Source organism: Dactylosporangium sp. NPDC051087 (assembly GCF_055586325.1).
Window position 1 is genome coordinate 26,115 of record NZ_JBVJIJ010000005.1, and the last position, 23,970, is coordinate 50,084.

The window sequence follows — 23,970 nt, forward strand, 5'->3', positions numbered from 1 at the left end:
GCTCCTGTCGTGGTCGCTGTCCTATGTCGAAGCCTAGTGCGGCGACGATCCGCGTACCGGTCAGTCGGCAGTTGCCGGTGTTAGTTCACGTCACGGGTGTGGTAACAGCATGGTCGTGGCCGAGGAAGGTAACTCCATGAGGGCGATCATCGCCGCGCTCGCCGCCAACCTCGGCATCGCGGTCAGCAAGTTCGTCGCGTTCCTCTTCACGGGGTCCTCGGCGCTGCTGGCGGAGGCCGTGCACTCGGTCGCCGACACCGCCAACCAGCTGCTGCTGCTCATCGGCGGGCGGCGGGCCAAGCGGGTCGCCTCGCCCCTGCACCCCTTCGGCTACCAGCGCTTCCGCTACTTCTACGGCTTCCTGGTGACGCTCGTCATCTTCCTCGTCGGCGGCGTCTTCGCCCTGTTCGAGGGATGGGAGAAGCTGCACTCCCCGGAGCCGGTCGAGTCGCCGGTCTGGGCCTTCGCGGTGCTCGGGGTGTCGATCGTGCTGGAGGGCTTCTCGCTGCGCACGGCCGTGCACGAGGCGCAGCCGGAGCGGCGCGGGCTGCCGTGGCTGCGCTTCATCCGGACGACCCGGTCGCCGGAGCTGCCGGTGGTGCTCGCCGAGGACTTCGGGGCACTGACCGGTCTGTTCTTCGCCACGGTCGGGATCACCCTCGCCGTGGTCACCGGCGACGGGCGCTGGGACGCCGTCGGCACCATCGCCATCGGCATCCTGCTGGTCATCATCTCGATCACCCTGTCGACGCGGATGCGCAGCCTGCTGATCGGCGAGTCCGCCGACCAGGAGACGCTGCGCCGGATCGAGACCGCGATCGAGGCCGAGCCGCTGGTCGAGCGCATGATCCACCTGCGGACCATGCACCTGGGCCCGGACCAGCTGCTGATCGCGGCCAAGGTCGCCTTCGCCCCCGGCGAGACCGTGGCGCGGGTGGCGGAGGCGATCGACAGCGCCGAGACCCGCATCCGCGAGGACCTCGACGACGAGTGCTTCATCTTCCTGGAGCCCGACGTCTGGGACCAGCGCCTGCACGAGACGGAGGCCAGGCCGCCGGGCTCTCCGGCGCCTACAGCTGCAGACCCGTCAGCACCATGACCCGCTCCTCGGTGTAGTCGGCCATGGCGCTGGCCAGGCCCTCCCGGCCGACGCCGCTGGCCTTGGCGCCGCCGTAGGGCATCTGGTCGGCGCGGTAGCTGGGGACGTCACCGATCACGATGCCGCCGACGTCGAGGACGCGGTGCGCCTCGAAGGCGCGGTCGAGGCGGCGGGTGAAGACGCCGGCCTGCAGGCCGAACTGCGAGTCGTTGACCGCGGCGAGCCCCGCCTCGTCGGAGGCGACCCGCTCCAGCACCAGAACGGGGCCGAAGACCTCCTCGCACACGACCTTCGCGTCGCGGGGCACCCCGGTCAGGACGGTCGGGGTGTAGGCGGCGCCGTCGCGGGTGCCGCCGGTCAGCACCTTCGCGCCGGCCGCGACGGCCTCGCCGACCCAGGACTCGACCCGCTGCGCGGCGGCCTCGGTGATCAGCGGGCCGACGTCGGTCGCGTCCTCCCACGGCGAGCCGGTCACCTGCGCCTCGACCGCCGCGACGAGCTTGTCGGTGAGCGCGTCGAAGTGCCGGTCGTGGACGTAGACCCGCTGCACGGCGATGCAGCTCTGCCCGGCCTGGTAGTTGGAGAACGTGGCGACGCGGGTCGCGGCCCAGTCCAGGTCGTCCCAGTCCTCGCAGACGAGGACGGCGGCGTTGCCGCCGAGCTCCAGGGTGACGTGCTTGCGCGGCACCGCCTCGCGGATCTGCCAGCCGACCGGGCCGGAGCCGGTGAAGGACACCACCGGCAGGCGCGGGTCGGCGACGAGGGCCGGCGCGCGGTCGTTGGGGATCGGCAGGACCGACCACATGCCCGCGGGCAGGTCGGTCTCGGCGAGGATCTCGCCGAGCAGCAGCGCGCTGAGCGGGGTCGCCGGGGCGGGCTTCAGCACGATCGGCGCGCCGACCGCGATCGCCGGGGCGACCTTGTGGGCGACCAGGTTGAGCGGGAAGTTGAACGGCGCGATGCCGAGCACCGCGCCCTTCGGCACCCGCTTGACCAGTGCCGTCCTGCCAGTCGCGGCGGGGTCGGTGTCGAGGCGCTGCACGGCACCGGAGAAGCGGCGGGCCTCCTCGGCGGCCCAGCGGAACGTGGACACCGCCCGGCCGACCTCGCCTCGGGACCACTTGAGGGGCTTGCCGTTCTCCCCGGTGATCAGCTGGGCGATCTCCTCGGCGCGCTCCTTGAGCCGGGCGCTCACGTGGTCCAGCGCCGTGGCGCGGACGCTCGCCGGCAGGGCGGCGGCCTCGGCCCGCACGGCCGCCGCCGCGGCGACGGCCTCCTCCACCTGCTCGGGGGTGGCGTTGGAGGTGGTGCCGACGACGCGGCCGTCGAACGGATGGCGGATCTCGACAACCTCGTCGCCGGTCGCCGGTCGGCCTGCAATGAAGAACGGGGTCACAACCGCCAGCCTACGCCGCCGCACCGCCGTTCACGACGCGGAAACAGTTGCTCAAGGGGTTGTGCACTGCGGAATCGGTGGAAGGATGTGGCTGCCGGCACTCAAAGGAGTGGACATGACCAAGCAACTGCAGAACTTCATCGACGGCGCCCACGTGGAGCCCGCCGACGGCCGTTACTCGGACCTGATCGACCCGTCGACCGGCGAGGTGTTCGCCGCAGCACCCGTCTCGGGCGAGGCCGACGTCGACCGCGCGGTGAAGGCGGCCAGCAAGGCGTTCGAGACGTGGCGCGACGCCACGCCCGCAGAGCGGCAGCGCGCACTGCTGAAGCTCGCCGACGCGATGGAGGACCGCGCGGCCGAGCTCATCGACGCCGAATGCCAGAACACGGGCAAGCCCCGGGCGCTGACCACCAGCGACGAGCTGCCGCCCGCGGTCGACCAGGTCCGGTTCTTCGCCGGCGCCGCCCGGGTGCTTGAGGGCAAGTCCGCCGGGGAGTACATGAAGGGCCACACCAGCTACGTCCGGCGCGAGCCGATCGGCGTCTGCGCGCAGGTGACCCCGTGGAACTACCCGCTGATGATGGCCATCTGGAAGATCGCGCCGGCCCTCGCCGCCGGCAACACCGTCGTGCTCAAGCCTTCGGACACCACCCCGGTGTCGTCGCTGCTGCTGGCCGAGCTGGCCGCGGAGTTCCTGCCGCCGGGCGTGCTCAACGTCGTCACCGGCGACCGGGACACCGGCCGCGCCCTGGTGTCGCACCCCGTGCCGCAGTTCGTGTCGATCACCGGGTCGGTCCGCGCGGGCCGCGAGGTGGCGGGCGCCGCCGCGCCCATGCTCAAGCGCACCCATCTGGAGCTCGGCGGCAAGGCGCCGGTCGTGGTCTTCGACGACGCCGACCTGGAAGCGGCCGCCGAGGCGATCGCGGTCGCCGGCTACTTCAACGCCGGCCAGGACTGCACCGCCGCCACCCGGGTGCTCGCCGGCCCCGGCATCTACGACGACTTCGTGGCCGCGATCGCCGAGCAGGCCGCCGCGACGAAGACCGGCGCGCCTGACGACGAGGACGTGCTCTACGGCCCGCTCAACAACGCCAACCAGCTGGCCCGGGTGGCCGGGTTCCTGGACCGGCTGCCGGACCACGCGAAGCTGAACGCCGGCGGCGCGCGGGTCGGCGACAAGGGGTACTTCTACTCCCCCACCGTCGTGTCCGGCCTGCGCCAGGACGACGAGATCATCCAGGACGAGGTCTTCGGGCCGGTCATCACCGTGCAGCGCTTCACCGACGAGGACGAGGCCGTCCGCTGGGCCAACGGCGTGGAGTACGGGCTGTCCTCCTCCGTCTGGACGAAGGACCACGGCCGGGCGATGCGGATGACCCGCCGCCTCGACTTCGGCTGCGTGTGGGTCAACGCCCACATCCCGATCGTCGCGGAGATGCCGCACGGCGGCTTCAAGTCCTCCGGCTACGGCAAGGACCTGTCCATGTACGGGCTGGAGGACTACACCCGCATCAAGCACGTCATGCACAACATCGAGCTGTAGATGACGACCTCCGAGGACATCCACCAGCGCAGGACCGCTGCGGTCGCCCGCGGCGTCAGCAGCATGATCTCGTCCTACGTGGACCACGCGTCGGGCGGCACGCTGTCCGACGTGGACGGTCGCGAGTGGATCGACATGGCCGCCGGCATCGCCGTCACCAACGTCGGCAACGCGTCGCCGAAGGTGGTCGAGGCGGTGCGGCGGCAGGTCGAGCGCTTCACCCACACCTGCTTCATGATCGCGCCGTATGAGGGCTACGTCGCGGTGTGCGAGCAGCTCAACGCGCTGACCCCGGGCTCGTTCGAGAAACGCTCCGCGCTGTTCAACTCCGGCGCCGAGGCGGTGGAGAACGCGGTGAAGATCGCCCGGCACGCGACCGGGCGGCAGGCCGTGGTGGTGTTCGACCACGCGTACCACGGCCGCACCAACCTCACGATGGCGCTGACCGCGAAGGCGATGCCCTACAAGCACGGCTTCGGCCCGTTCGCCGGGGAGATCTACCGGGTGCCGATGTCCTACCCGCTGCGCGACGGGCTCTCCGGCCCCGACGCGGCGGCCCTGGCGATCGGCATGATCGAGAAGCAGGTCGGCGCGGACCAGGTCGCCGCCGTGCTCATCGAGCCGGTCCAGGGCGAGGGCGGCTTCATCGTCCCGGCGGCGGGGTTCCTGCCCGCGCTGGCCGCGTGGGCGCGGTCCAGCGGGGCGCTGTTCGTCGCCGACGAGATCCAGACCGGCTTCTGCCGCACCGGCGAGTGGTTCGCCTCCACGCATGAAGGGGTCGAGCCGGACCTCGTCACCACGGCGAAGGGCATCGCCGGCGGCCTGCCCCTCGCGGCGGTGACCGGCCGGGCCGAGGTCATGGACGCCGTGCACGCCGGCGGCCTCGGCGGCACGTACGGTGGCAACCCCATCGCCTGCGCGGCGGCCCTGGCCTCGATCGAGACGATGCGGGAGCTGGACCTGCCCGCCGCGGCGCGACGGATCGAGTCGGTCATGCGGCCGCGCCTGGAATCCCTCGCCGCCGCGCACCCGGAGATCGGCGAGGTCCGCGGGCGGGGCGCCATGCTCGCCCTGGAGCTCGTCGTGCCGGGCTCCTCGGGCCCGTCCGGCCCGGCGCCGGACGCGGCGCGGACCGCGGCGGTCCAGAGGGCGGCGCACGAGGCCGGCCTGCTGCTGCTGACCTGCGGCACCTACGGCAACGTGATCCGCTTCCTGCCGCCGCTGGTCATGGACGACGCAACCCTCGGCCGGGCGCTGGACATCGTGGAGTCGGCCTTCTAGACGGTCCGCCGGTGCCCCTCACCGAAAGGGGCACTGGCGGATCACGCGTGACCCGGGTCACTATGGGGCGATGCGGAATCCCTGGCTGGCCCTGCGTGCGGGCGCCGACCCGCGCGAGCGGACCCGGCAGATGGGTGCCGCCCACGACGCGTTCCTGGCCGGCGGGGGCACCGTCGGTGACGTGCGCAGCGTGGTCGCCGAGTCGTGGCGGCGCAGCGCGGCGGCCCGGCTGGACCCCGACGCCGCGGCGCCGGTCGACCTGGACTCCCTGGAGGAATACCGGGCGAGCCATCCGCTGCGGCACACCCTGCCGCTCTTCCGCGACCTGCTCGGCAGCATCGCCGAGGACGGCGACCACCTGATGGCGATCTGCGACGCGCAGGGCCGGCTGCTGTGGGTCGAGGGGCACAGCGCGGTCATGCGCAAGGCGGAGGCGATGAACTTCGTCGCCGGCGCGCACTGGGACGAGGCGCACGCCGGCACCAACGCGCCCGGCACCGCCGTCGCCGTCGACCACGCGGTGCAGATCTTCGCGACCGAGCACTTCAGCCGGGCCGCGCAGCCGTGGACGTGCTCCGCCGCGCCGATCCACGACCCGCGCACCGGGCTGCTGCTCGGCGCCGTCGACGTGACCGGCGGCGACCACCTGGCCAACCCGCACAGCCTCGCCCTGGTGCAGGCCACCGCCCGCGCCGCCGAGGCGCACCTGGCGGCGCACCTGCCCACGCTGCCGGCGGCGCGGTCGGGGCGCTTCGCCGCTCTCGGGCGGGACGAGGGCGTGCTGCAGGCCGCGGGCCGCACCTCGAAGCTCGGCCGGCGGCACAGCGAGCTGCTGGTCCTGCTGCTGCAGCACCCGGAGGGGCTGACCGGCGACCAGCTCGGCCTGGAGCTCTACGGTGACGACCTGCTCAACCCGGTGACGCTGCGGGCGGAGCTGTCCCGGCTGCGGCGGATCCTCGGCCCGCTGCTGTCCTCGCGCCCCTACCGGCTGGAAGCGCCGGTGACCGCGGACTTCCAGGACGTGGTGCAGCTGCTGCGCCGGGGCGACGTCGCGGCGGCGATGCGGGCGTACGGCGGCCCGCTCCTGCCCGGCTCCGACGCCCCGGGGATCGTGCGGCTGCGGCGGCTCGTCGAGGGCCAGCTCCGCGCCGCCGTCCGCGCGTCGGCGGACCCGGTGCTGCTCGACGACTGGACCCGGTCCAGCTGGGGCGCGGACGACCTGTGGATGTGGGAGGCCCTGGCGGCGGTCCTGCCGGCCGGGTCGCCGAGAGCGGCGATGGCGCTGGACCGGATCCGGCAGCTCGGCGACGAGTACGCGCCGATCGACGCAACGTGGTTGCAACGTCCCCGTAACTAACGTCCGGGCATGACCCGTTACGCAGCACCCGGCCAGGACGGGGCCCTGGTGACGTTCCAGCCCCGCTACGACCACTGGATCGGCGGCGAGTACGTCAAGCCCGCCCGCGGTCAGTACTTCGAGAACCCCTCCCCCGTCACCGGCCAGGTCTTCTGCGAGATCGCCCGGGGCACCGCCGAGGACGTCGAGGCCGCCCTCGACGCCGCGCACGGCGCCGCCGACGCCTGGGGCCGCACCTCGGTCGCCGACCGCGCCAACATCCTCAACCGGATCGCCGACCGCATGGAGGCGAACCTGGAGCTGCTCGCCGTCGCCGAGACCTGGGAGAACGGCAAGCCGGTCCGGGAGACCCTCGCCGCCGACATCCCCCTGGCGATCGACCACTTCCGCTACTTCGCCGGCGCCATCCGGGCCCAGGAGGGCAGCCTCGGCGAGATCGACGACGACACCGTCGCGTATCACTTCCACGAGCCGCTCGGCGTGGTCGCGCAGATCATCCCGTGGAACTTCCCGATCCTGATGGCGACGTGGAAGCTCGCGCCGGCCCTCGCCGCCGGCAACGCGGTCGTGCTCAAGCCCGCCGAGCAGACCCCCGCCTCGATCCACGTCCTCATGGGCCTGATCGCCGACCTGCTCCCGCCTGGCGTGGTCAACATCGTCAACGGCTTCGGCGTCGAGGCCGGCAAGCCCCTGGCCAGCAGCCCGCGGGTCGCGAAGGTCGCCTTCACCGGCGAGACCACGACCGGGCGGCTGATCATGCAGTACGCCAGCGAGAACATCAAACCGGTCACCCTGGAGCTCGGCGGGAAGTCGCCGAACATCTTCTTCGACGACGTGAGCAGCGCCGACGATGCGTTCTTCGACAAGGCCCTGGAGGGCTTCGCGATGTTCGCGCTCAACCAGGGCGAGGTCTGCACCTGCCCGTCGCGCGGGCTCGTCCAGCAGGGGCACTACGCGGACTTCATGAGCGCCGCCGTCGACCGGGTGAAGGCGATCAAGCAGGGGCACCCGCTGGACACCGACACCATGATCGGCGCGCAGGCGTCCAACGACCAGCTGGAGAAGATCCTCTCGTACCTCGACATCGGCCGGCAGGAGGGCGCGAAGGTCCTCATCGGCGGCGAGCGCGCCGACCTCGGCGGCGAGCTCAGCGGCGGGTACTACGTGCAGCCCACCGTCTTCGAGGGCGACAACGCGATGCGGATCTTCCAGGAGGAGATCTTCGGCCCGGTGGTGTCGGTGACCTCGTTCGCCGACTTCGCCGACGCCATCAAGATCGCCAATGACACGCTGTACGGCCTGGGCGCCGGCGTCTGGACCCGCGACGCGAACACCGCCTACCGCGCGGGCCGCGCCATCCAGGCCGGGCGCGTGTGGACCAACTGCTACCACGCCTACCCGGCGCACGCCGCGTTCGGCGGCTACAAGCAGTCCGGCATCGGCCGGGAGAACCACAAGATGATGCTGGAGCACTACCAGCAGACGAAGAACCTCCTGGTGAGCTACTCGCCGAACAAGCTCGGGTTCTTCTAGACATGTCCCGGGTAGACGTCACCCCCGCGGCGGCCGAGCTCATGCGGTCGCTGCGGGGCACCCACGGCCCGCTGATGTTCCACCAGTCCGGCGGCTGCTGCGACGGCAGCTCGCCCATGTGTTACGTCGAGGGCGAGTTCCGCACCGGCTCGTCGGACGTGCTGCTGGAGTCGCTGCGCATCGACGGCGTCGAGGAGCCGATCACGTTCTGGATGTCGAGGTCGCAGTTCGAGCTGTGGAAGCACACCCATCTCACCGTCGACGTCGTCCCCGGACGCGGCAGCGGCTTCTCCCTGGAGGCCCCGGAGGGCGTCCGCTTCCTCATCCGGTCACGGCTGCTGACCGAGGACGAGCTAGCGGCCCTGCAGTAGGGGCTGGCGGGGGTCCCAGGGGTCGCCGCGCCGGCGCCGGGCGATGGCGGACAGGGCTTCGAGCACGACGCGGTTGGCGAGGTACGCGGTGATCTCGGCGTGGTCGTACGGTGGCGACACCTCGACCACGTCGACGCCGGCGATCGGCAGCTCGTAGCAGCAGCGCCGGACCGCGTCCAGGAGCTGCCGGGAGGTGAGGCCGCCAGGCTCGGGGGTGCCGGTGCCGGGGGCCATGCCGGGGTCGACGACGTCGACGTCGACGGACAGGAAGACGCCGTCGCAGTCGTCGGTCGCGATCGTGAACGCCTCGGTGAGGCACTCGTCGAGACCACGGGCGACGATCTCCGTCATCTCGTAGGAGCGCATCCGCTGCTGCGCCATCCAGTCCAGGGTGGCCGGGCCCGGCCAGTACCCGCGCAGGCCAAGCTGCAGGAAGCGGTCGCCGCGCACCGCGCCGGACTCGATGAGCCGGCGCATCGGCTGGCCGTGCCCGACGAGGGAGCCGAACTCGGTGTCGCCGGTGTCGGCGTGCGCGTCGAAGTGGACCAGGGAGACGCGGCCGTAGCCGAGGTGCCGGGCCACGCCGGTGGCGTCGGGCCAGGCGATCGTGTGGTCGCCGCCGAGGACCACCGGGATCGCGCCGGCGGCCGCGACCGAGGCGACCGCGTCCTCCAGCTTCCGGACCGAGCCGGCCGCGTCGCCGGAGAACATCTCGACGTCGCCGGCGTCGTACACCCGCAGATCCCGCAGCGGATCGACCCGCAGGGCGAGGGACGGGCGGGAGCCGTCGTGCGCGAGGTAGCAGGCCTGGCGGATCGCGCCCGGCCCGAAGCGGGTCCCCGGCCGGTGCGAGGTCCCGCCGTCGAACGGCGCCCCGATGATCACCACGTCCGCGGGTGGCAGGTCCGCCAGGTCGCAGGGCGGCACGCCGAGGAACGTGATGTCCGGTCCGTACATCGGACCATATCGCGTCATTTTTCCTGCATACCCCACGGCGAGCCGTATGCGGTGAGCAACTCCAGGAACGGCTTCGGCGGCATCGCCTCGGGCCCGAGGACGCCGCGGCCTTGCCACGCGCCGGACGCGAGGAGCTCCAGGGCGACCACGGGGTTGATCGCCGTCTGCCACACCACCGCCTGGGAGCCGTACTCGGCCATCGACCAGGCGTTGTCGACGACGTGGTAGAGGTACGTACTTCTCGGAGCGCCGTCCTTGCCCAGACCGGTCACCAAGGTGCCGGCGCAGGTCTTGCCGTGCATGCGGTCGCCGAGCCCGGCGGGATCCGGCAGGCAGGCCGCGACCACGTCCCGGGGCGCGACCTCCACGCCGCCGACCCGGATCTTGCGGGTCGAGTCGAGGCCGAGCTTGTGCAGGGTCTTGAGCACGTCGATGAACTCGTCGCCGAGGCCGTACTTGAACGTGACCCGGCGGCAGTCGACCCAGCGCGGGATGAGCAGGACCTCTTCGTGCTCGACGTTGACGCACTCGACGGGCCCGATGCCCTCCGGGAAGTCGAACACCTCGGGCTCGGAGAACGGCGCCGTGGTGAACCAGCCGCGGTCCCGCTCCCAGACCACCGGCGGGTTCAGGCACTCCTCGATCGTGGTCCAGATGGAGAACGAGGGCGCGAAGTCGTAGCCGTCGACGACGAGGTTCGCGCCGTCGCGGACGCCGACCTCGTGGACCTCGCTGAAGAGCTCGTCGGCGGCGTACCGGGCGAAGACGTCGGACAGGCCGGGCTCGACGCCGATGCCGACGAGGGCGAGCCGGTCCGCGGCCTCCCACTGCCCGGCGGCGGCGAACTGCTCGTCGCCGAGCTTGACGCCCGTCGCCTCATAAGGCCGGTCGGGATTCGGCGAGGACAGGGACATGGCCATGTCGAGGTAGTGCGCGCCGGCGGCGAACGCACCCTCGAAGATCGGCATGACGAAGCGCGGGTCGACGGCGTTGAGCACGTGCGTGATGCGGTGCTCCTCGCAGAGGGCCCGCACCGCCCCGGCGGACGAGGCGTCGATCTGCGCCGGGACGAAGCGGGCGTCCATGACGGCGGCCCGCGCGCGCTCCAGGGAGTAGTCGGCGACGACGCAGCTTTCGAAGAAGTCCCGGCGGGCGGCGATGCGCACGGCGGCGGAGCCGACGCCACCGGCGCCGACGATGAGCAGTCGCATGTCCTACGCCTTTCGCCGACGCATGTTGGGGATCTGGCCGATCAGCACGACCAGGAAGGAGATGACGAACATGCCGGTGCCGATCACGTTGATCTGCGGCGGGATGCCCCGCTGGGAGGCGCCCCAGACGAACATCGGGAACGTGACGGTGCTGCCGGAGTTGAAGTTGGTGACGATGAAGTCGTCGAAGGACAGCGAGAACGACAGCAGTGCCGCCGCCACGATGCCGGGCATCACCAGCGGCAGCGTGACCCGCAGGAAGGTCTGCACCTCGTTGGCGTAGAGGTCCATCGCCGCCTCCTGCAGCCGCGGGTCGAGGCCGGCGAGGCGGGCCTTGACGGTGACGACCACGAAGGACAGGCAGAACATGATGTGCGCGATGACGATCGTCCAGAAGCCGAGCTGCACGCCGGAGGCGACGAACAGCGCCAGCAGCGAGGAGCCCATGACGATCTCGGGCGTCGCCATCGGCAGGAAGATCAGGGTGTTGGTCGCGGCCCGGCCGCGGAACGTGTGGCGGGCCAGGGCGAAGGACATCAGCGTGCCGAGGATGACGGCGCCGAGCGTGGCGAGCGCCGCGATGACGATGCTGAGCCAGAAGGCGTCGCCGATGCCGGCGGTGCCGAACGGGTCGGCCCAGTGCGCCCAGGTGAACTTGTAGTTCTCCAGCGAGTAGGGCGCGTTGCGGCCGGCGTCGCGGAACGACATGGCGGCGACGACCCCGATCGGGACGAACAGGTAGAACAGCACGAGCAGGCCGATCGCCATGACCCAGTGGTCGGCGACGGAGCGGCGTAGGCGATGCAGCATCAGAGCACCTCATCCGTTCCCGCGCGCCGCACGTAGACGAAGACCAGGACCAGGATCGCGGCCATGAGCGTGAACGACAGCGCGGCGGCGTTCGGGTAGTCGCCGACCCTGAGGAACTTCGACTGGATGACGTTGCCGATCATGTACTGCCGGTTGGTGCCGAGCAGCTGCGCGTTGATGTAGTCGCCGGTGGCGGGGATGAACGTGAGCAGCGTGCCGGCGACGACGCCGGGCATCGACAGCGGCAGCGCGACCCGCGTGAAGCGGGCGACCGGCCGGGCGTAGAGGTCGCCGGCCGCCTCCAGCAGTCGCGGGTCGAGCTTCTCCAGGCTGGCGTACAGCGGCAGCACCATGAACGGCAGGAAGTTGTAGACGAGACCGGCGATGACGGCGGGGGTGGTGGCGAGGAGCCGGCCGTCGGGCAGCGGCACGTGCAGCGTGTTGAGGGTGGTCACCAGCCAGCCGTTGTCCGACAGGATGACCTTCCAGGCCAGGGTGCGGATCAGGAAGCTGGTGAAGAACGGGGCGATGACGCAGATGAGCAGCAGGTTCTTCCACCGCCCGCCCTTGAGCGCGATCGCGTACGCCAGCGGGTAGCCCAGCAGCAGGCAGATGACGGTGGTGAGGGCCGCGTAGCCGAGCGAGCGCATGAAGTGCGGCAGGTATTCACTCGCGGCGTCGACGTAGTTGCTGAACTGCCAGGTCATCGCGTAGCCCTCTTCGAGCGACCCCGTCGGGTCGTAGAGGCTGGTCGCGAAGAGCTGGATCGCCGGCACCGCGAAGAACAGGATCAGCCACAGGCCGCCGGGCAGCAGCAGCAGATACGGCAGCCAGCGCTTCCTCGGTTTCTCGAGTTTCGCCGGTGTACCGGTGGACGAAACGTGCCCCAGCGCGCTCACGCCGCCACCTCCGCTGCGCTCCGGCGTCGGCCTGAGCTCAACCTGTCACACGATGAGCGGCCCGAGACGCTCCGCTGGCCGCTCACGCCGCCACCTCCGCTGCGCTCCGGCGTCGGCCTGAGCCAGAACTGTCACACGACGAGCGGCCCGAGACGCTCCGCTGGCCGCTCATGCGAGGGCCTCGGCGTCGACGACCGGCGCCACCGTCTGCCCTTCGGGACGCGACAGCAGGAACGCGTGCTCAGGCCGCCAGTGCACGGTCACCTCGGAGGCGACCGCGAGCGGCGCGGCGACCCCGGAGTTGGGCACGAAGACGGTGAGCTCGTCGCCCCAGGCGGGTTTCACCAGGTACTGGGTGCTGACCCCGACGTACGAGGAGTCGGTGACGATCCCGGTGACCGACTGGTGCCCGGCCGGCACCTTGTCCAGGCCGGTCGCCAGGTGCATCTTCTCGGGCCGTACGCCGAGCCACACCGAGCCGTCGGCCGCGCGGGCCCGGGTCGCGGGCAGCGAGAACCGGGCGTCGTGCGACTCGACGAGGATGTCGTCGCCGGAGCGGCCGGTGACGGTGCCGGCGAAGAGGTTGGACTGGCCGAGGAAGTTGGCGACGAAGGCGGTCCCGGGGAAGTCGTACATCTCCACAGGGCTGCCGAGCTGCTCGATCTTCCCGGCGTTCATGACGGCGACCGTGTCGGCCATCGTCATGGCCTCCTCCTGGTCATGGGTCACGTGCACGAAGGTGATGCCGACCTCGGTCTGGATCCGCTTGAGCTCGACCTGCATCTGCCGGCGCAGCTTCAGGTCCAGCGCGCCGAGCGGCTCGTCGAGCAGCAGCACCTGCGGCTGGTTGATCAGGGCCCGGGCGAGCGCGACCCGCTGCTGCTGCCCGCCGGACAGCTGCGACGGCTTGCGCTTGCCGAAGCCGTCGAGGTCGACCAGGCGGAGCATCCGCTCCACCTGGTCGGCGACGCCTTTGACGCCGCGCCGGCGCAGGCCGAACGCGACGTTGTCGGTGATGCTCAGGTGCGGGAAGAGCGCGTAGCTCTGGAACACCGTGTTGACGGGACGCTTGTAGGGCCGCAGCCGGGTCACGTCCTGGTCGCCGAGCAGGATACGGCCGGTCGTCGGCTCCTCGAGCCCGGCGATCATCCGCAGGGTCGTGGTCTTGCCGCAACCGGAGGCGCCGAGCAGGGCGAAGAACGAGCCCTGGGGCACCGTCAGGCTGAGATCGTCGACGGCGGTGAAGGCGCCGAACGACTTCGTCACGCCGACCAGGTCGAGGTCGGCACCGCTGTTGCCGTGTCGCTGCTCGGACATGTATCAGGCCCCCGAGATCGCTTCGAACTTCGCCGAGAACTTCTTGTCCTCGTCCTCGGTCAGGGCCTTGAAGCTCTTGGTCTTGGCGAGGGTGGCGGCGTCCGGGAAGATCAGCGGGTTGCTGGCCAGGTCCGGGTCGAGCTTCTGCATCTCGTCCTGCGCGCCCTGCACCGGGCAGATGTAGTTGACGTAGGCCGCCAGCTCCGCCGCGACCGCCGGGTCGTAGTAGTAGTCGATGAGCTGCTCGACGTTGCCCTTGTGGGTGGCCGTCGACGGGATCAGGATGTTGTCCGACCACAGCATCAGGCCCGACTCGGGCGTGACGAACTTGACGTCCTCGTTCTCGGCGCTGAGCTGGATCACGTCACCGGACCACGCGATGCAGGCGGCGATGTCGCCCTTGTTGAGGTCTTCCTTGTAGTCGTTGCCGGTGAACTTGCGGATCTGGCCGGAGTCGACGGCCTTCTTCAGCTTCTCCAGCGCGGCGTCGAACTCGGCGTCGGTGACCGTGCCGGGGTCCTTGCCCTGCGACATGAGGATCAGCCCGACGGTGTCGCGCATCTCCGACAGCACGGCGACCTTGCCCTTGAGGTCGGCGCGGGTGAGCAGCTCGTCGATGGTGCGGACCTCTTTGGTCGCCTTCGCGTTGTAGGCGATGCCGGTCAGGCCGGACTGCCACGGCGCGGCGAACTTCATGTCCTTGTCCCACGCCCGGTTCTTCAGGGTGGCGAGGGCGTTCTTGGTGAAGTTCGGCGTCTTGGTGTTGTCGAACGCCTGGACCCAGCCGAGCCCGACGACGCGCGAGGCCATCCAGTCGGTGAGGACCATGATGTCCCGGTCGATCGACTGGCAGGCCTGCAGCTGGTTGCGCACCTTGCCGAAGAACTCGTTGTTGTCGTTGACGTCTTCGTTGTACGTGACGGCGATGCCGGTCTTCGCGGCGAACGCGTCGAGGGTGGGCCGCTTCTTCTCGTCCTTCTCGTCGACGTCGACATACAGGGGCCAGTTGGAGAAGTTGAGCTTCTTCTCGGTCGCGGAGACGTCGGTGGCGGTGCACGCCGCCTTCTCCGCCTCGGTCTTCTTCGCGGGCTTCGTGCCGCACGCGGCGAGGGCGCCGCCCGTCGCGATGAACGCTCCACCGGCGAACAGGCCTCGCATCAGGGTCCGGCGCGACAGGCCGGTGGCGTTGAGGACGGCGGCCGCTTCGGGCGAGAGCGGCGGGCGAGAGGGATTTCGCACGAGGGCTCCTACGGATCTCGGGCCGGAACCTTGGGGGGCGGTATCCGACGACCGATCCTGACACGCGGTGCCATCACTGACAAGGGATTCCGTCGTCACGATCGGGCCGCACAACGAAAAGCGCCATATGGTCAAAGTGAGGTTACGGTCGTCATCCCAGCGAAATACGGCTCCGAACGAGCACTGGTTCCAGGGGGATCACGAATCCGCAGATCTCTCGTTTCCAGGCTATGGAATTAGTTGCCAACAGCGGCCCCTTGGGCAAGAATCCACACGTGACCGAGCCCGTCCTCGACGACGTCAACAAGCGGATCATCGAGCAGCTGCAGCGCGATGGTCGCATGTCCTATGCCGCCTTGGCCAAGGTCGTGGGCCTGTCCGAGGCGGCGGTCCGGCAGCGCGTGCAGCGGCTGCTGGACACCGGCGTCATGCAGATCGTGGCCGTCACCGATCCGCTGACCCTCGGCTTCGCCCGCCAGGTCATGATCGGCCTCAAGGTCGAGGGTGACCTGCGGCCGGTGGCCAAGGCCCTGGCCGCGGTGCCGGAGATCGACTACGTGGTGATCTGCGCCGGCGGCTACGACCTGCTCGTCGAGCTGGTGTGCACCGACGACGAGCACCTGCTCAACCTGCTCAACGACGCGATCCGATGCATCCCCGGGGTCACCGCCACGGAGACCTTCGTCTATCTCAAGCTCGCCAAGCAGACCTATGCGTGGGGGACCAGATGACCGACCAGCAGCCCGACGCCGCCCGCCTGGACCAGGCCGCCCGTGACCACCTGTGGATGCACTTCACCAGGCTGTCGGCCTACGCCGACGCCCCGGTGCCGGTGATCGTCCGCGGCGACGGCCCGTACATCTACGACAGCAACGGCAAGCGGTATCTCGACGGCCTCGCCGGGCTGTTCGTGGTGCAGACCGGCCACGGCCGGCAGGAACTCGCCGACGCCGCCGCCAAGCAGGCCTCCGAGCTGGCGTACTTCCCTCTGTGGTCCTACGGGCACCCGAAGGCGATCGAGCTGGCCGACCGGCTCGCCGACCTGACCCCCGGCGACCTGAACCGGGTCTTCTTCACCACCGGCGGCTCCGAGGCCGTCGAGAGCGCGTGGAAGCTGGCCCGGTCCTACTTCAAGCGCACCGGCAAGCCGATGAAGACCAAGGTGCTGTCCCGCTCGATCGCCTATCACGGCACGTCGATGGGCGCCCTGTCGATCACCGGCATCCCCGTGCTCAAGCAGGAGTTCGAGCCCCTCGTCCCGGGCTCGTTCCGGGTGCCGAACACCAACTTCTACCGCCGCCCCGACCAGTCGATGACGGAGGAGCAGTTCGGGATCTGGGCCGCGGACCGCATCGCCGAGGCGATCGAGTTCGAGGGCCCGGAGACCGTCGCCGCGGTCTACCTGGAGCCGGTGCAGAACGCCGGCGGCTGCTTCCCGCCGCCGGCCGGCTACTTCCAGCGGGTCCGCGAGATCTGCGACCGGTATGACGTGCTGCTCGTGTCCGACGAGGTCATCTGCGCGTTCGGCCGGCTCGGCGAGTACTTCGGCGCCACCCGCTTCGGCTACCAGCCCGACATCATCACCGTCGCGAAGGGCCTCACCTCGGGCTACGTGCCGCTCGGCGCGATGCTCGCCTCGGAGCGTCTCGCGGAGCCGTTCCTGGAAGGGTCCAACTGGTTCGCCCACGGCATCACCTACGGCGGTCACCCCGTCGGCTCCGCGGTGGCCCTCGCGAACCTCGACATCTTCGAGCGCGAGGACCTCAACGCGCACGTGCGGACCAACTCGCCGCTCTTCCGGTCCTACCTGGAGCGCCTGTACGACCTGCCGATCGTCGGCGACGTGCGCGGCGACGGGTACTTCTTCGGCATCGAGCTGGTGAAGGACAAGGAGACCAAGGAGACCTTCAACGAGGAGGAGTCCGAGGCGCTGCTGCGCGGCTTCCTGTCCAAGGCGCTCTTCGACGCCGGGCTCTACTGCCGCGCCGATGACCGGGGCGACCCGGTGATCCAGCTGGCGCCGCCGCTGATCTGCGACGAGAGCCACTTCATCGAGATCGAGCAGGTCCTGCGTTCGGTGCTGACCGAGGCATGGGCGCGCCTCTAGAGCAGGGCCCGGGCACGGCCCGGACACGGGTCCGCCGGCTCCCCGAGCTCCAGGTCGACGACGTCGAGGTGCTGCACGGCATCCTCGACGCGGGGACGGTCGGCCATCTCTCGATCGTCCACGATGGACAGCCGTACGCGATCCCCGTCGCGTACGGCCGGGCCGGCTCGACGGTGCTCTTCCACGGCTCCACCGGCAGCCGGCTCTTCCGCACCCTCGCCGGCGGCGCGCCGTGCTGCTTCACCGTCACGCTGCTGGACGGCCTGGTGCTGGCCCGCAGCGCGTTCGAGACCTCGATGCACTACCGGTCGGTGATGGTCCTCGGCTCGTGCACGGTCGTCGAGGACAAGGTCCCGGCGCTGTTCGCGATCAGCGAGCACATCATGCCCGGCCGCTGGGCGCTCGTCCGTCCGCCGTCACGCAAGGAGCTGGCCGCCACCCTGGTGCTCGCCCTGACCTTGGACGAAGTGTCGGTGAAGGTGAGCGACGGCCCGCCGAGCACTTCCCCCGAGGACGCGGGGTTCGAGCCGTGGACGGGGGTAGTGCCGTTTCGCGTTGAACGCGGCGAACCCATCGAGTGCGAGGAGGAAGCATGAGTTTCTGGATGTCCGCGCTCGGTGCGGTCCCGCCGCGCGCCCCGTTGTCCGGCGACGACGACGCCGACGTGGTGATCGTCGGCGCCGGATACACGGGACTGTGGACGGCGTACTACCTCGCGAAGGCCGACCCGTCGCTGCGGATCGTGGTGCTGGAGGCCGAGACCGCGGGATTCGGGGCCAGCGGCCGCAACGGCGGCTGGTGCTCGGCGCTGTTCCCGAAGTCTGTGCCGGCGCTCGCCCGCACGCACGGCCTGGCCGCCGCGCTCGCGCTCAACGCCGCGATGGAGTCCACAGTGGACGAGGTCGGGCGGGTCGCGGCGGCGGAAGGCATCGACTGCGACTACACCAAGGGCGGCACCGTCGTCCTCGCCCGGTCGGCGGTACAGCTGGAGCGGGCGCGGCACGAGGTCGCCGAAGCGCAGGAGCTCGGCGTCGACCTGCGGCTGCTGTCCTCCGAGGAGGCCTTCGAGCGGGTCGGCGCGACGAACGTCCTCGGCGGGACCTACACGCCGCACTGCGCGGCGATCCAGCCGGCGAAGCTGGTGCGGGGGCTGGCGGCCACTGTCGAGCGGCTCGGGGTGCGGATCTTCGAGCGGACGCCGGTCTCGTCGATCACCGCCGGGCGCGCCGACACTCCACACGGGACGGTGCGGGCGCCGATCGTGGTGCGGGCCACCGAGGGCTTCACCCCTCGGCTGCCGGGCATGCGGCGGGCGATCGCGCCGGTCTACTCGCTGATGATCGCGACGGAGCCGTTGCCCGGGTCGTTCTGGGCCTCGGCCGGACTCGCGCACCGGGAGACGTTCTCCGATCACCGGCACCTCATCATCTACGGGCAGCGCACGGCCGACGACCGGCTCGCGTTCGGGGGGCGGGGCGCGCCCTACCACTTCGGGTCGGCGGTCGCGCCGTCGTTCGACGCGTCGCCGCGGGTGTTCGCGGAGCTGCGGCGGGTCCTGGTCGAGCTCTTCCCGGCGCTCGGCTCCTGCGAGATCGCCCACGCGTGGGGCGGGCCGCTGGGGATCGCGCGGGACTGGATGGCGTCCGTCGGGCTCGACCCCGTCACGGGGCTGGCGTGGGCGGGCGGCTACGTGGGTGACGGGGTGGGGACGTCCAACCTCGCCGGTCGTACCCTCGCCGACCTGATCATGAAGGTCGACTCGCCGCTGATCGGCCTGCCCTGGGTGGGGCACCGCTCGCCGCGCTGGGAGCCCGAGCCGTTGCGGTGGCTGGGCGTCAACACCAGCCTTCGGGTGATGACCGGCGCCGACGCGTCGGAGTCCAGGACCGGGCGGCCGTCGCGGCGGGCCGCGCTGATGGCGCGGGTGCTCGGTGGGTGAGGCGCTACGGCTCCAGATCCTCCGGAGCGACCCCGAGAAGATTGGCCACCTGCTCCAGGATCACGTCGTGCACCAGGTCGGCGAGGTCGTCGTGGTCGGCGGCCCGGAACTCCAGCGGGCGGCGGTAGAGCACGATGCGCGGCGGCACGCCGTGCCGGCCCGGGCGGCCCGGCAGCAGCCTGGCCAGGGGCACCTCGCCGTCCTCCAGGACGTCGGAGTCATAGACGTTGAGGTCCGGGGGGACGTCCTCGACGGCGAACTCGACGCCGGCCAGCTCGTTGGCGAAGCGCTGCTCCAGCTGCTCGACGGAGTCCAGGACGAGATCGTCGAACATCTCCGCGCGGGTGCGGGACATCGGCAGGGAGGCGGGCACCAGCCGGCCGCGCAACCCCCGGCCGTGCCGGTCGCGGCCGCGCCGTCCCGGTCCGCTGCGTCGTCGATCGGGGCTCGCCACGCTGCCAGCGTAGCGCCACACCCGCCACGGGCGTGGTGCGGCGCCACCGAGCGATCATCCTTGCCACTCCGGAGGGCCGCTCGTCAACCGGACGGGCGTGTCGGCGTCGTCACCACGGCGTGTCGGAAGGCTTCGGGGTTGGGCTCGGGCCCACGGGGCGATACGGTTCGGCCGTGAGGACCCCACGTCGATGCTCGCGCAACGGTTGCCCGCGTCAGCCCGTTGCGACGTTGACGTACATTTATGCCGAATCGACCGCAGTTGTCGGTCCGCTCGCCGCATTCGCCGAACCGCACTCCTATGACCTGTGCGAATCGCATGCCCGGGGACTGACCGCGCCGCGGGGCTGGGACCTGGTCCGGCACGAGGGTGAATACGGTCCCCCGCCGCCGTCCAACGACGATCTGGTCGCGCTCGCCGAGGCGGTCCGCGAGGCCGCGCGGCCGGCGCCGCACAAGGAGGATCCTTCCAACCATCCGCACCAGCAGGGACGGCGCGGCCACCTGCGGGTCATCCCACCAGACGCATAAGGGGTCCCGGCCTTCCGGCCGGAACCCCTCACAAACCTGCGACCTGCTAGGCAGCGCGTCGTTTGAGCTTGCGACGCTCCCGTTCCGAGAGCCCACCCCAAATCCCGAAGCGCTCGTCGTGCCCCAGCGCGTATTCAAGGCAGTCCGCCCGCACCTCACAGCGCGAGCAGATGCGCTTGGCCTCGCGGGTAGACCCACCCTTCTCCGGGAAGAATGCCTCCGGGTCGGTCTGCGAGCACAAAGCGCGTTCTTGCCACTCCGGAGCGTTACCCAGCAGGTCGGCCACGACTGGTCGGCCGTCCATCAGCGTGCCTCCTTCTTGCGCGCCGGCGGCGATGCCGGCGCAACCCCCCACGCGGAAGGCGCATGTCCTACAAGGTTGCTGTTCCTCGGCGCGGTGTTCTTTATGTCCGAAAGATGACCAGCTTTCGGTCATCCCCCCGAACATCCCCCGTGAAATTACACGCGTGTAATGCGTGCGTCGTCAAGCCGAACCTGATAAATAGGCCCGCTCGGGCGATCGCTTGCACCCCGTGCCGTACCCATACCGAGCAAGCCCCGCCGGAGGTAACGGGCGACACGCCGGACGCGCCGGAAGACTCTCGGCGAGTTTGCTCAACCGGCCCGATCGCCGGCCGAAATGGGCCGATGTGCGGGGAAACCACGAGTGCTGCGCGTGTCCTGGGATATCGTCGTGATCAGGCGGCTGCTGCTCGGTGCCGCGGCGACCGCCGTGCTTTTCACGGTCGGGATCATCGGCCTGGGCTGGAAACCTTATGTGGTCACGTCCGAGTCGATGGCGCCCGCCATGCACACCGGCGACGTGATCCTCGTCGATCCCCAGGCGACCACCCTCGCCATCTACGAGATCGTCACCTATTCCGACCCGCGCGGGCTCGTCACCCACCGGGTGGTCGCCCAGGCGGAGGACGGCACGTTCACCGTCAAGGGCGACGCCAACCAGCAGGCGGACACCCGCCCGGTCGAGCGAAGACAGGTGATCGGGCCCGTCCGTCTCATCCTGCCGAGCGTGGGCTGGCCCGTCGTCCAGGTCCGCACGCACCCGTTCAAGGTCGCCGGCGTCGCGCTGATCCTGGCGGTCGTCTGGCCCCGCCGGCGGCTGCTGCGGATCGCGGTGCTGGGCGGCCTTGTCGCCGTCCTGGCGATGGTGCCCACCACCGGAGCGCTGCCGCTCTAGCGGGTCACCCGCCCGTAGGTGGTGGTCCGCTGCCGGACCGGACGGCCGGCCGCCCTGCCGATCGCCTCCAGCTCCTCCCTGGTGCGGGCGGAGCCGTGCTCGGAGCCGGCCATTCTGGAGATGGTCTCCTCCATCAGGGTGCCGCCGATGTCGTTGGCGCCGCCGTTGAGCATGGCGACCGTGCCCTCGTCGCCGAGCTTCACCCAGGAGCACTGGATGTTGTCGATCCTCCGGTGGAGCAGGATCCTGGCCATCGCGTGGACGGCCCGGTTGTCGCGCCACGTCGGGCCCGGGCGGGCGATGCCGGCGAGGTAGATCGGCGCGCTGTGGTGCACGAACGGCAGCGCCACGAACTCCGTGAAGCCGCCCGTGCGGTCCTGGATGCCGGCGAGCACCCGGAAGTGGCCGAGCCAGTGACCGGGGTGGTCGACGTGGCCGTACATCATGGTCGAGCTCGAACGAATGCCGAGCTCGTGCGCGGTGGTCACCACCTCGACCCAGGCCGACGTCGGCAGCTTGCCCTTGGTGAGGACCCACCGGACCTCGTCGTCGAGGATCTCCGCGGCGGTGCCCGGGATCGTGTCCAGCCCGGCCTCCTTGAGCTGGCTGAGCCAGTCACGGATCGACACGCCGGCCTTCGAGGCGGCCGTCACGACCTCCATCGGGCTGAACGCGTGCACGTGCATGCCCGGGACCCTGGCCTTGATCGCGCGGACCAGCTCGGCGTACGCGCCGACGGGCAGCTTCGGGTCGATGCCGCCCTGCATGCAGACCTCGCCGGCACCGGCGTGCCAGGCCTCCTCGGCCCGGTCGGCGACCTCCTCGTAGGAGAGGCGGTAGGCGTCGGCGTCGCGCTCCCGCTGGGCGAACGCGCAGAAGCGGCACCCGACGTAGCAGACATTGGAGAAGTTGATGTTCCGGTTGACGACGTACGTGATGTCGTCGCCGACCGCTTCGCGGCGCAGGCCGTCGGCGATGCGGGCCAGCACTTCCAGGCCCTCACCGTCCACGTTGAACAGTGCGAGGGCCTCGTGCTCGTACTGCGGCAGCAGCAGGCTCCCGGGGTCCGACTCGGCCCTCTTGAGTCCACTGTGGACATCACTGTCCATTGTGGTCTGCGTGGCCGTCTTCACTCTGGTCGCGACCTCTTGCCAGTCGCCGTAGACGGAGTCGAAGTCGCCGCGGCGGTCGTCGGTGCGGCCCTCGGTGTCGATGGCCTCGTGCAGGTCGGTGCGGCCGGAGCTCTGGATGCCGCCGTCCGGCTCCTGCCACTTCCGGCCGGTCGGCTTCGTGTCCTCCTTGGCCAGCCCGGTCCCCGGATCCATGAGAGCGTTCACGTGCTCCGCCAGCCGCGGGTCGAGCCAGGGGGCCCCCTTCACCGCGTACTCCGGGTAGATCGTGAGGCGTTCCTTGAGCTCGAAACCGTGCTGCTTGGATTTTTCGGACAGATCCTGAATCGCCGGCCAGGGGCGCTCGGGGTTGACGTGGTCCGGGGTGACCGGGGAGACGCCGCCCCAGTCGTCGATGCCGGCCCGCAGCAGCAGGCCGTGCTCCTCGTCGATGAGGTTGGGCGGGGCCTGGATCCTGGCCTTCGGGCCCAGCACCAGCCGCGCCACGGCGACCGTCGCGGCCAGCTCGTGCAGCTCGGCGTCGGGCATGCCGCGCATCGCCGTGTCCGGCTTGGCGCGGAAGTTCTGGACGATGACCTCCTGGATGTGGCCGTACTCCCGCATCGTCCTGCGGATCGCGAACAGCGCCTCGGCGCGCTCCTCGATCGTCTCGCCGATGCCGATGAGGATGCCCGTCGTGAACGGCACCCCGACCCGGCCCGCGTCGTCAAGGACCCGCAGACGGACCGCGGGCTCCTTGTCCGGCGAGCCGTAGTGGGCGCCGCCCGGCTCCGACCACAGCCTGGTGGCGGTCGTCTCCAGCATCATGCCCATGCTCGGCGCGACCGGCTTGAGCCGCTGCAGCTCCGCCCACGACAGCACGCCCGGGTTGAGGTGCGGCAGCAGGCCGGTCTCCTCCAGCACCGCGATCGCGCAGGCGCGCAGATAGTCGAGCGTCGAGTCGTAGCCGCGCTCGTCGAGCCAGCGCTTGGCCTGCTCCCAGCGGTCCTCGGGACGGTCGCCGAGGGTGAACAGGGCCTCCTTGCAGCCCTGCGCCGCCCCCTCCCGCGCGATGGCGAGGACCTCGTCGATCTCGAGGTACTCACTGGGCAGGCGGTGCGGGACCGTCGCGAACGTGCAGTAGTGGCAGCGGTCGCGGCACAGGCGGGTCAGCGGGATGAAGACCTTCCTGGAGTACGTGACGACGCCCGGCCTGCCCGCGGCGGCCAGCCCCGCGTCGCGGACCGTGCCGGCGATGCCCAGGAGGTCGTCGAGCGCCTGGTCGCGGGCGGTCAGGAGCACGGCGGCCTCGGTCACGTCGAGGGCGCGGCCGTCCGCCGCACGGCGCAGCGCACGGCGCATGGCGTTGCTCTCGGTACCACTGACTACAGACGTCACGCTTTGCAGCGTATGCCGCCGCTCGGCGGATGCGCCCTCACACCCGATGTGACTGTTCTCCTTGCGTCTTCGCTTCCTTCGTCTTCTCCTTGCGTTTTCTCCTCTCGTGTCTTTCTCGCGTCTTTTCTCGCGTCCTTCTCGCGTCCTTCGATGCAACGGGCGCCCGTCGTCCGACGGGCGCCCGTGTTCGTGCGTTACCGCTGCTCTGCTGCTCCGGCT

22 protein-coding genes are annotated in these 23,970 nt (G+C 70.6%); 12 read left to right on the plus strand and 10 right to left on the minus strand.

The features are described 5' to 3' along the window. Positions 1-136: 136 nt before the first annotated feature. Positions 137-1,099: a cation diffusion facilitator family transporter gene (locus ACZ6TV_RS11265; protein WP_465297034.1), complete on the plus strand. Its 963-nt coding sequence runs from the start codon at positions 137-139 to the stop codon at positions 1,097-1,099. Here the strand turns inward: ACZ6TV_RS11265 and ACZ6TV_RS11270 are convergent. Next, complete coding sequence (locus ACZ6TV_RS11270; protein WP_465297035.1) at positions 1,071-2,495, minus strand: aldehyde dehydrogenase family protein; 1,425 nt, start codon at positions 2,493-2,495, stop codon at positions 1,071-1,073. The genes ACZ6TV_RS11265 and ACZ6TV_RS11270 overlap by 29 nt on opposite strands. A gap of 115 nt (positions 2,496-2,610) precedes the next feature. Here ACZ6TV_RS11270 and ACZ6TV_RS11275 point away from each other — a divergent pair, with 115 nt between their 5' ends. From ACZ6TV_RS11275 to ACZ6TV_RS11295, 5 genes are all read left to right on the plus strand, one after another. Further along, complete coding sequence (locus tag ACZ6TV_RS11275; protein WP_465297036.1) at positions 2,611-4,041, plus strand: gamma-aminobutyraldehyde dehydrogenase; 1,431 nt, start codon at positions 2,611-2,613, stop codon at positions 4,039-4,041. Further along, entirely contained in the window at positions 4,042-5,322 is a 1,281-nt protein-coding gene (gene gabT / locus ACZ6TV_RS11280; RefSeq protein ID WP_465297037.1) for a 4-aminobutyrate--2-oxoglutarate transaminase, read from the plus strand. 70 nt (positions 5,323-5,392) lie between these two features. After that, the gene (locus ACZ6TV_RS11285) at positions 5,393-6,679 is read left to right on the plus strand and encodes a GAF domain-containing protein (protein ID WP_465297038.1); all 1,287 of its coding nucleotides are present in this window, start codon (positions 5,393-5,395) and stop codon (positions 6,677-6,679) included. Positions 6,680-6,688: 9 nt separating this feature from the next. Then, complete coding sequence (gene adh, locus ACZ6TV_RS11290; RefSeq protein WP_465297039.1) at positions 6,689-8,212, plus strand: aldehyde dehydrogenase; 1,524 nt, start codon at positions 6,689-6,691, stop codon at positions 8,210-8,212. Between the two features lie 2 nt (positions 8,213-8,214). Then, complete coding sequence (locus tag ACZ6TV_RS11295) at positions 8,215-8,583, plus strand: DUF779 domain-containing protein (RefSeq protein WP_465297040.1); 369 nt, start codon at positions 8,215-8,217, stop codon at positions 8,581-8,583. Here ACZ6TV_RS11295 and speB read toward each other — a convergent pair. From speB to ACZ6TV_RS11325, 6 genes are all read right to left on the minus strand, one after another. After that, complete coding sequence (gene speB / locus ACZ6TV_RS11300) at positions 8,566-9,558, minus strand: agmatinase (RefSeq protein WP_465297041.1); 993 nt, start codon at positions 9,556-9,558, stop codon at positions 8,566-8,568. The genes ACZ6TV_RS11295 and speB overlap by 18 nt on opposite strands. Further along, the gene (locus tag ACZ6TV_RS11305) at positions 9,555-10,751 is read right to left on the minus strand and encodes a saccharopine dehydrogenase family protein (protein ID WP_465297042.1); all 1,197 of its coding nucleotides are present in this window, start codon (positions 10,749-10,751) and stop codon (positions 9,555-9,557) included. Before ACZ6TV_RS11305 ends, speB begins: the two co-directional genes overlap by 4 nt. Before the next feature lie 3 nt (positions 10,752-10,754). Beyond that, the gene (locus ACZ6TV_RS11310) at positions 10,755-11,561 is read right to left on the minus strand and encodes an ABC transporter permease (protein WP_354776241.1); all 807 of its coding nucleotides are present in this window, start codon (positions 11,559-11,561) and stop codon (positions 10,755-10,757) included. After that, positions 11,561-12,460, minus strand: coding sequence for an ABC transporter permease (locus ACZ6TV_RS11315; protein ID WP_465297043.1), 900 nt, complete (start codon positions 12,458-12,460; stop codon positions 11,561-11,563). The genes ACZ6TV_RS11310 and ACZ6TV_RS11315 overlap by 1 nt, the downstream gene beginning before the upstream one ends. Positions 12,461-12,628: 168 nt before the next feature. Further along, positions 12,629-13,777 carry an ABC transporter ATP-binding protein gene (locus ACZ6TV_RS11320; protein ID WP_465297044.1) on the minus strand — a complete coding sequence of 383 codons (1,149 nt, stop codon included), beginning with the start codon at positions 13,775-13,777 and terminating at the stop codon, positions 12,629-12,631. A 3-nt stretch (positions 13,778-13,780) separates the two neighbouring features. Further along, positions 13,781-15,016 carry a polyamine ABC transporter substrate-binding protein gene (locus ACZ6TV_RS11325; protein WP_465297045.1) on the minus strand — a complete coding sequence of 412 codons (1,236 nt, stop codon included), beginning with the start codon at positions 15,014-15,016 and terminating at the stop codon, positions 13,781-13,783. A 230-nt stretch (positions 15,017-15,246) separates the two neighbouring features. On the opposite strand from ACZ6TV_RS11325, the gene ACZ6TV_RS11330 reads away from it, so the two are divergent. From ACZ6TV_RS11330 to ACZ6TV_RS11345, 4 genes are read left to right on the plus strand one after another with little or no spacing between them, the layout of a single operon-like run. Further along, positions 15,247-15,747 (plus strand): Lrp/AsnC family transcriptional regulator, encoded by a 501-nt coding sequence (locus tag ACZ6TV_RS11330; RefSeq protein WP_465297046.1) that lies wholly within the window; start codon positions 15,247-15,249, stop codon positions 15,745-15,747. Next, positions 15,744-17,123: an aspartate aminotransferase family protein gene (locus tag ACZ6TV_RS11335; RefSeq protein WP_465297333.1), complete on the plus strand. Its 1,380-nt coding sequence runs from the start codon at positions 15,744-15,746 to the stop codon at positions 17,121-17,123. Before ACZ6TV_RS11330 ends, ACZ6TV_RS11335 begins: the two co-directional genes overlap by 4 nt. Then, complete coding sequence (locus ACZ6TV_RS11340; RefSeq protein WP_465297047.1) at positions 17,108-17,719, plus strand: pyridoxamine 5'-phosphate oxidase family protein; 612 nt, start codon at positions 17,108-17,110, stop codon at positions 17,717-17,719. Before ACZ6TV_RS11335 ends, ACZ6TV_RS11340 begins: the two co-directional genes overlap by 16 nt. Beyond that, positions 17,716-19,062, plus strand: a complete 1,347-nt coding sequence (locus ACZ6TV_RS11345) for an NAD(P)/FAD-dependent oxidoreductase (protein WP_465297048.1) — start codon at positions 17,716-17,718, stop codon at positions 19,060-19,062. Before ACZ6TV_RS11340 ends, ACZ6TV_RS11345 begins: the two co-directional genes overlap by 4 nt. A gap of 4 nt (positions 19,063-19,066) precedes the next feature. Here ACZ6TV_RS11345 and ACZ6TV_RS11350 read toward each other — a convergent pair whose 3' ends face one another. Continuing rightward, positions 19,067-19,516, minus strand: coding sequence for a metallopeptidase family protein (locus ACZ6TV_RS11350; protein ID WP_033364641.1), 450 nt, complete (start codon positions 19,514-19,516; stop codon positions 19,067-19,069). Between the two features lie 173 nt (positions 19,517-19,689). Here ACZ6TV_RS11350 and ACZ6TV_RS11355 point away from each other — a divergent pair, with 173 nt between their 5' ends. After that, positions 19,690-20,046, plus strand: a complete 357-nt coding sequence (locus ACZ6TV_RS11355) for a DUF3499 domain-containing protein (RefSeq protein ID WP_465297049.1) — start codon at positions 19,690-19,692, stop codon at positions 20,044-20,046. Between the two features lie 46 nt (positions 20,047-20,092). Here the strand turns inward: ACZ6TV_RS11355 and ACZ6TV_RS11360 are convergent, their stop codons facing one another. Continuing rightward, positions 20,093-20,350: a WhiB family transcriptional regulator gene (locus ACZ6TV_RS11360; RefSeq protein ID WP_033364663.1), complete on the minus strand. Its 258-nt coding sequence runs from the start codon at positions 20,348-20,350 to the stop codon at positions 20,093-20,095. A gap of 390 nt (positions 20,351-20,740) precedes the next feature. On the opposite strand from ACZ6TV_RS11360, the gene ACZ6TV_RS11365 reads away from it, so the two are divergent. Further along, the gene (locus ACZ6TV_RS11365) at positions 20,741-21,244 is read left to right on the plus strand and encodes a signal peptidase I (protein WP_465297050.1); all 504 of its coding nucleotides are present in this window, start codon (positions 20,741-20,743) and stop codon (positions 21,242-21,244) included. On the opposite strand, the gene ACZ6TV_RS11370 is transcribed toward ACZ6TV_RS11365, so the two are convergent. Continuing rightward, positions 21,241-23,751: a bifunctional FO biosynthesis protein CofGH gene (locus ACZ6TV_RS11370; RefSeq protein WP_465297051.1), complete on the minus strand. Its 2,511-nt coding sequence runs from the start codon at positions 23,749-23,751 to the stop codon at positions 21,241-21,243. The genes ACZ6TV_RS11365 and ACZ6TV_RS11370 overlap by 4 nt on opposite strands. Between the last annotated feature and the right edge of the window lie 219 nt (positions 23,752-23,970).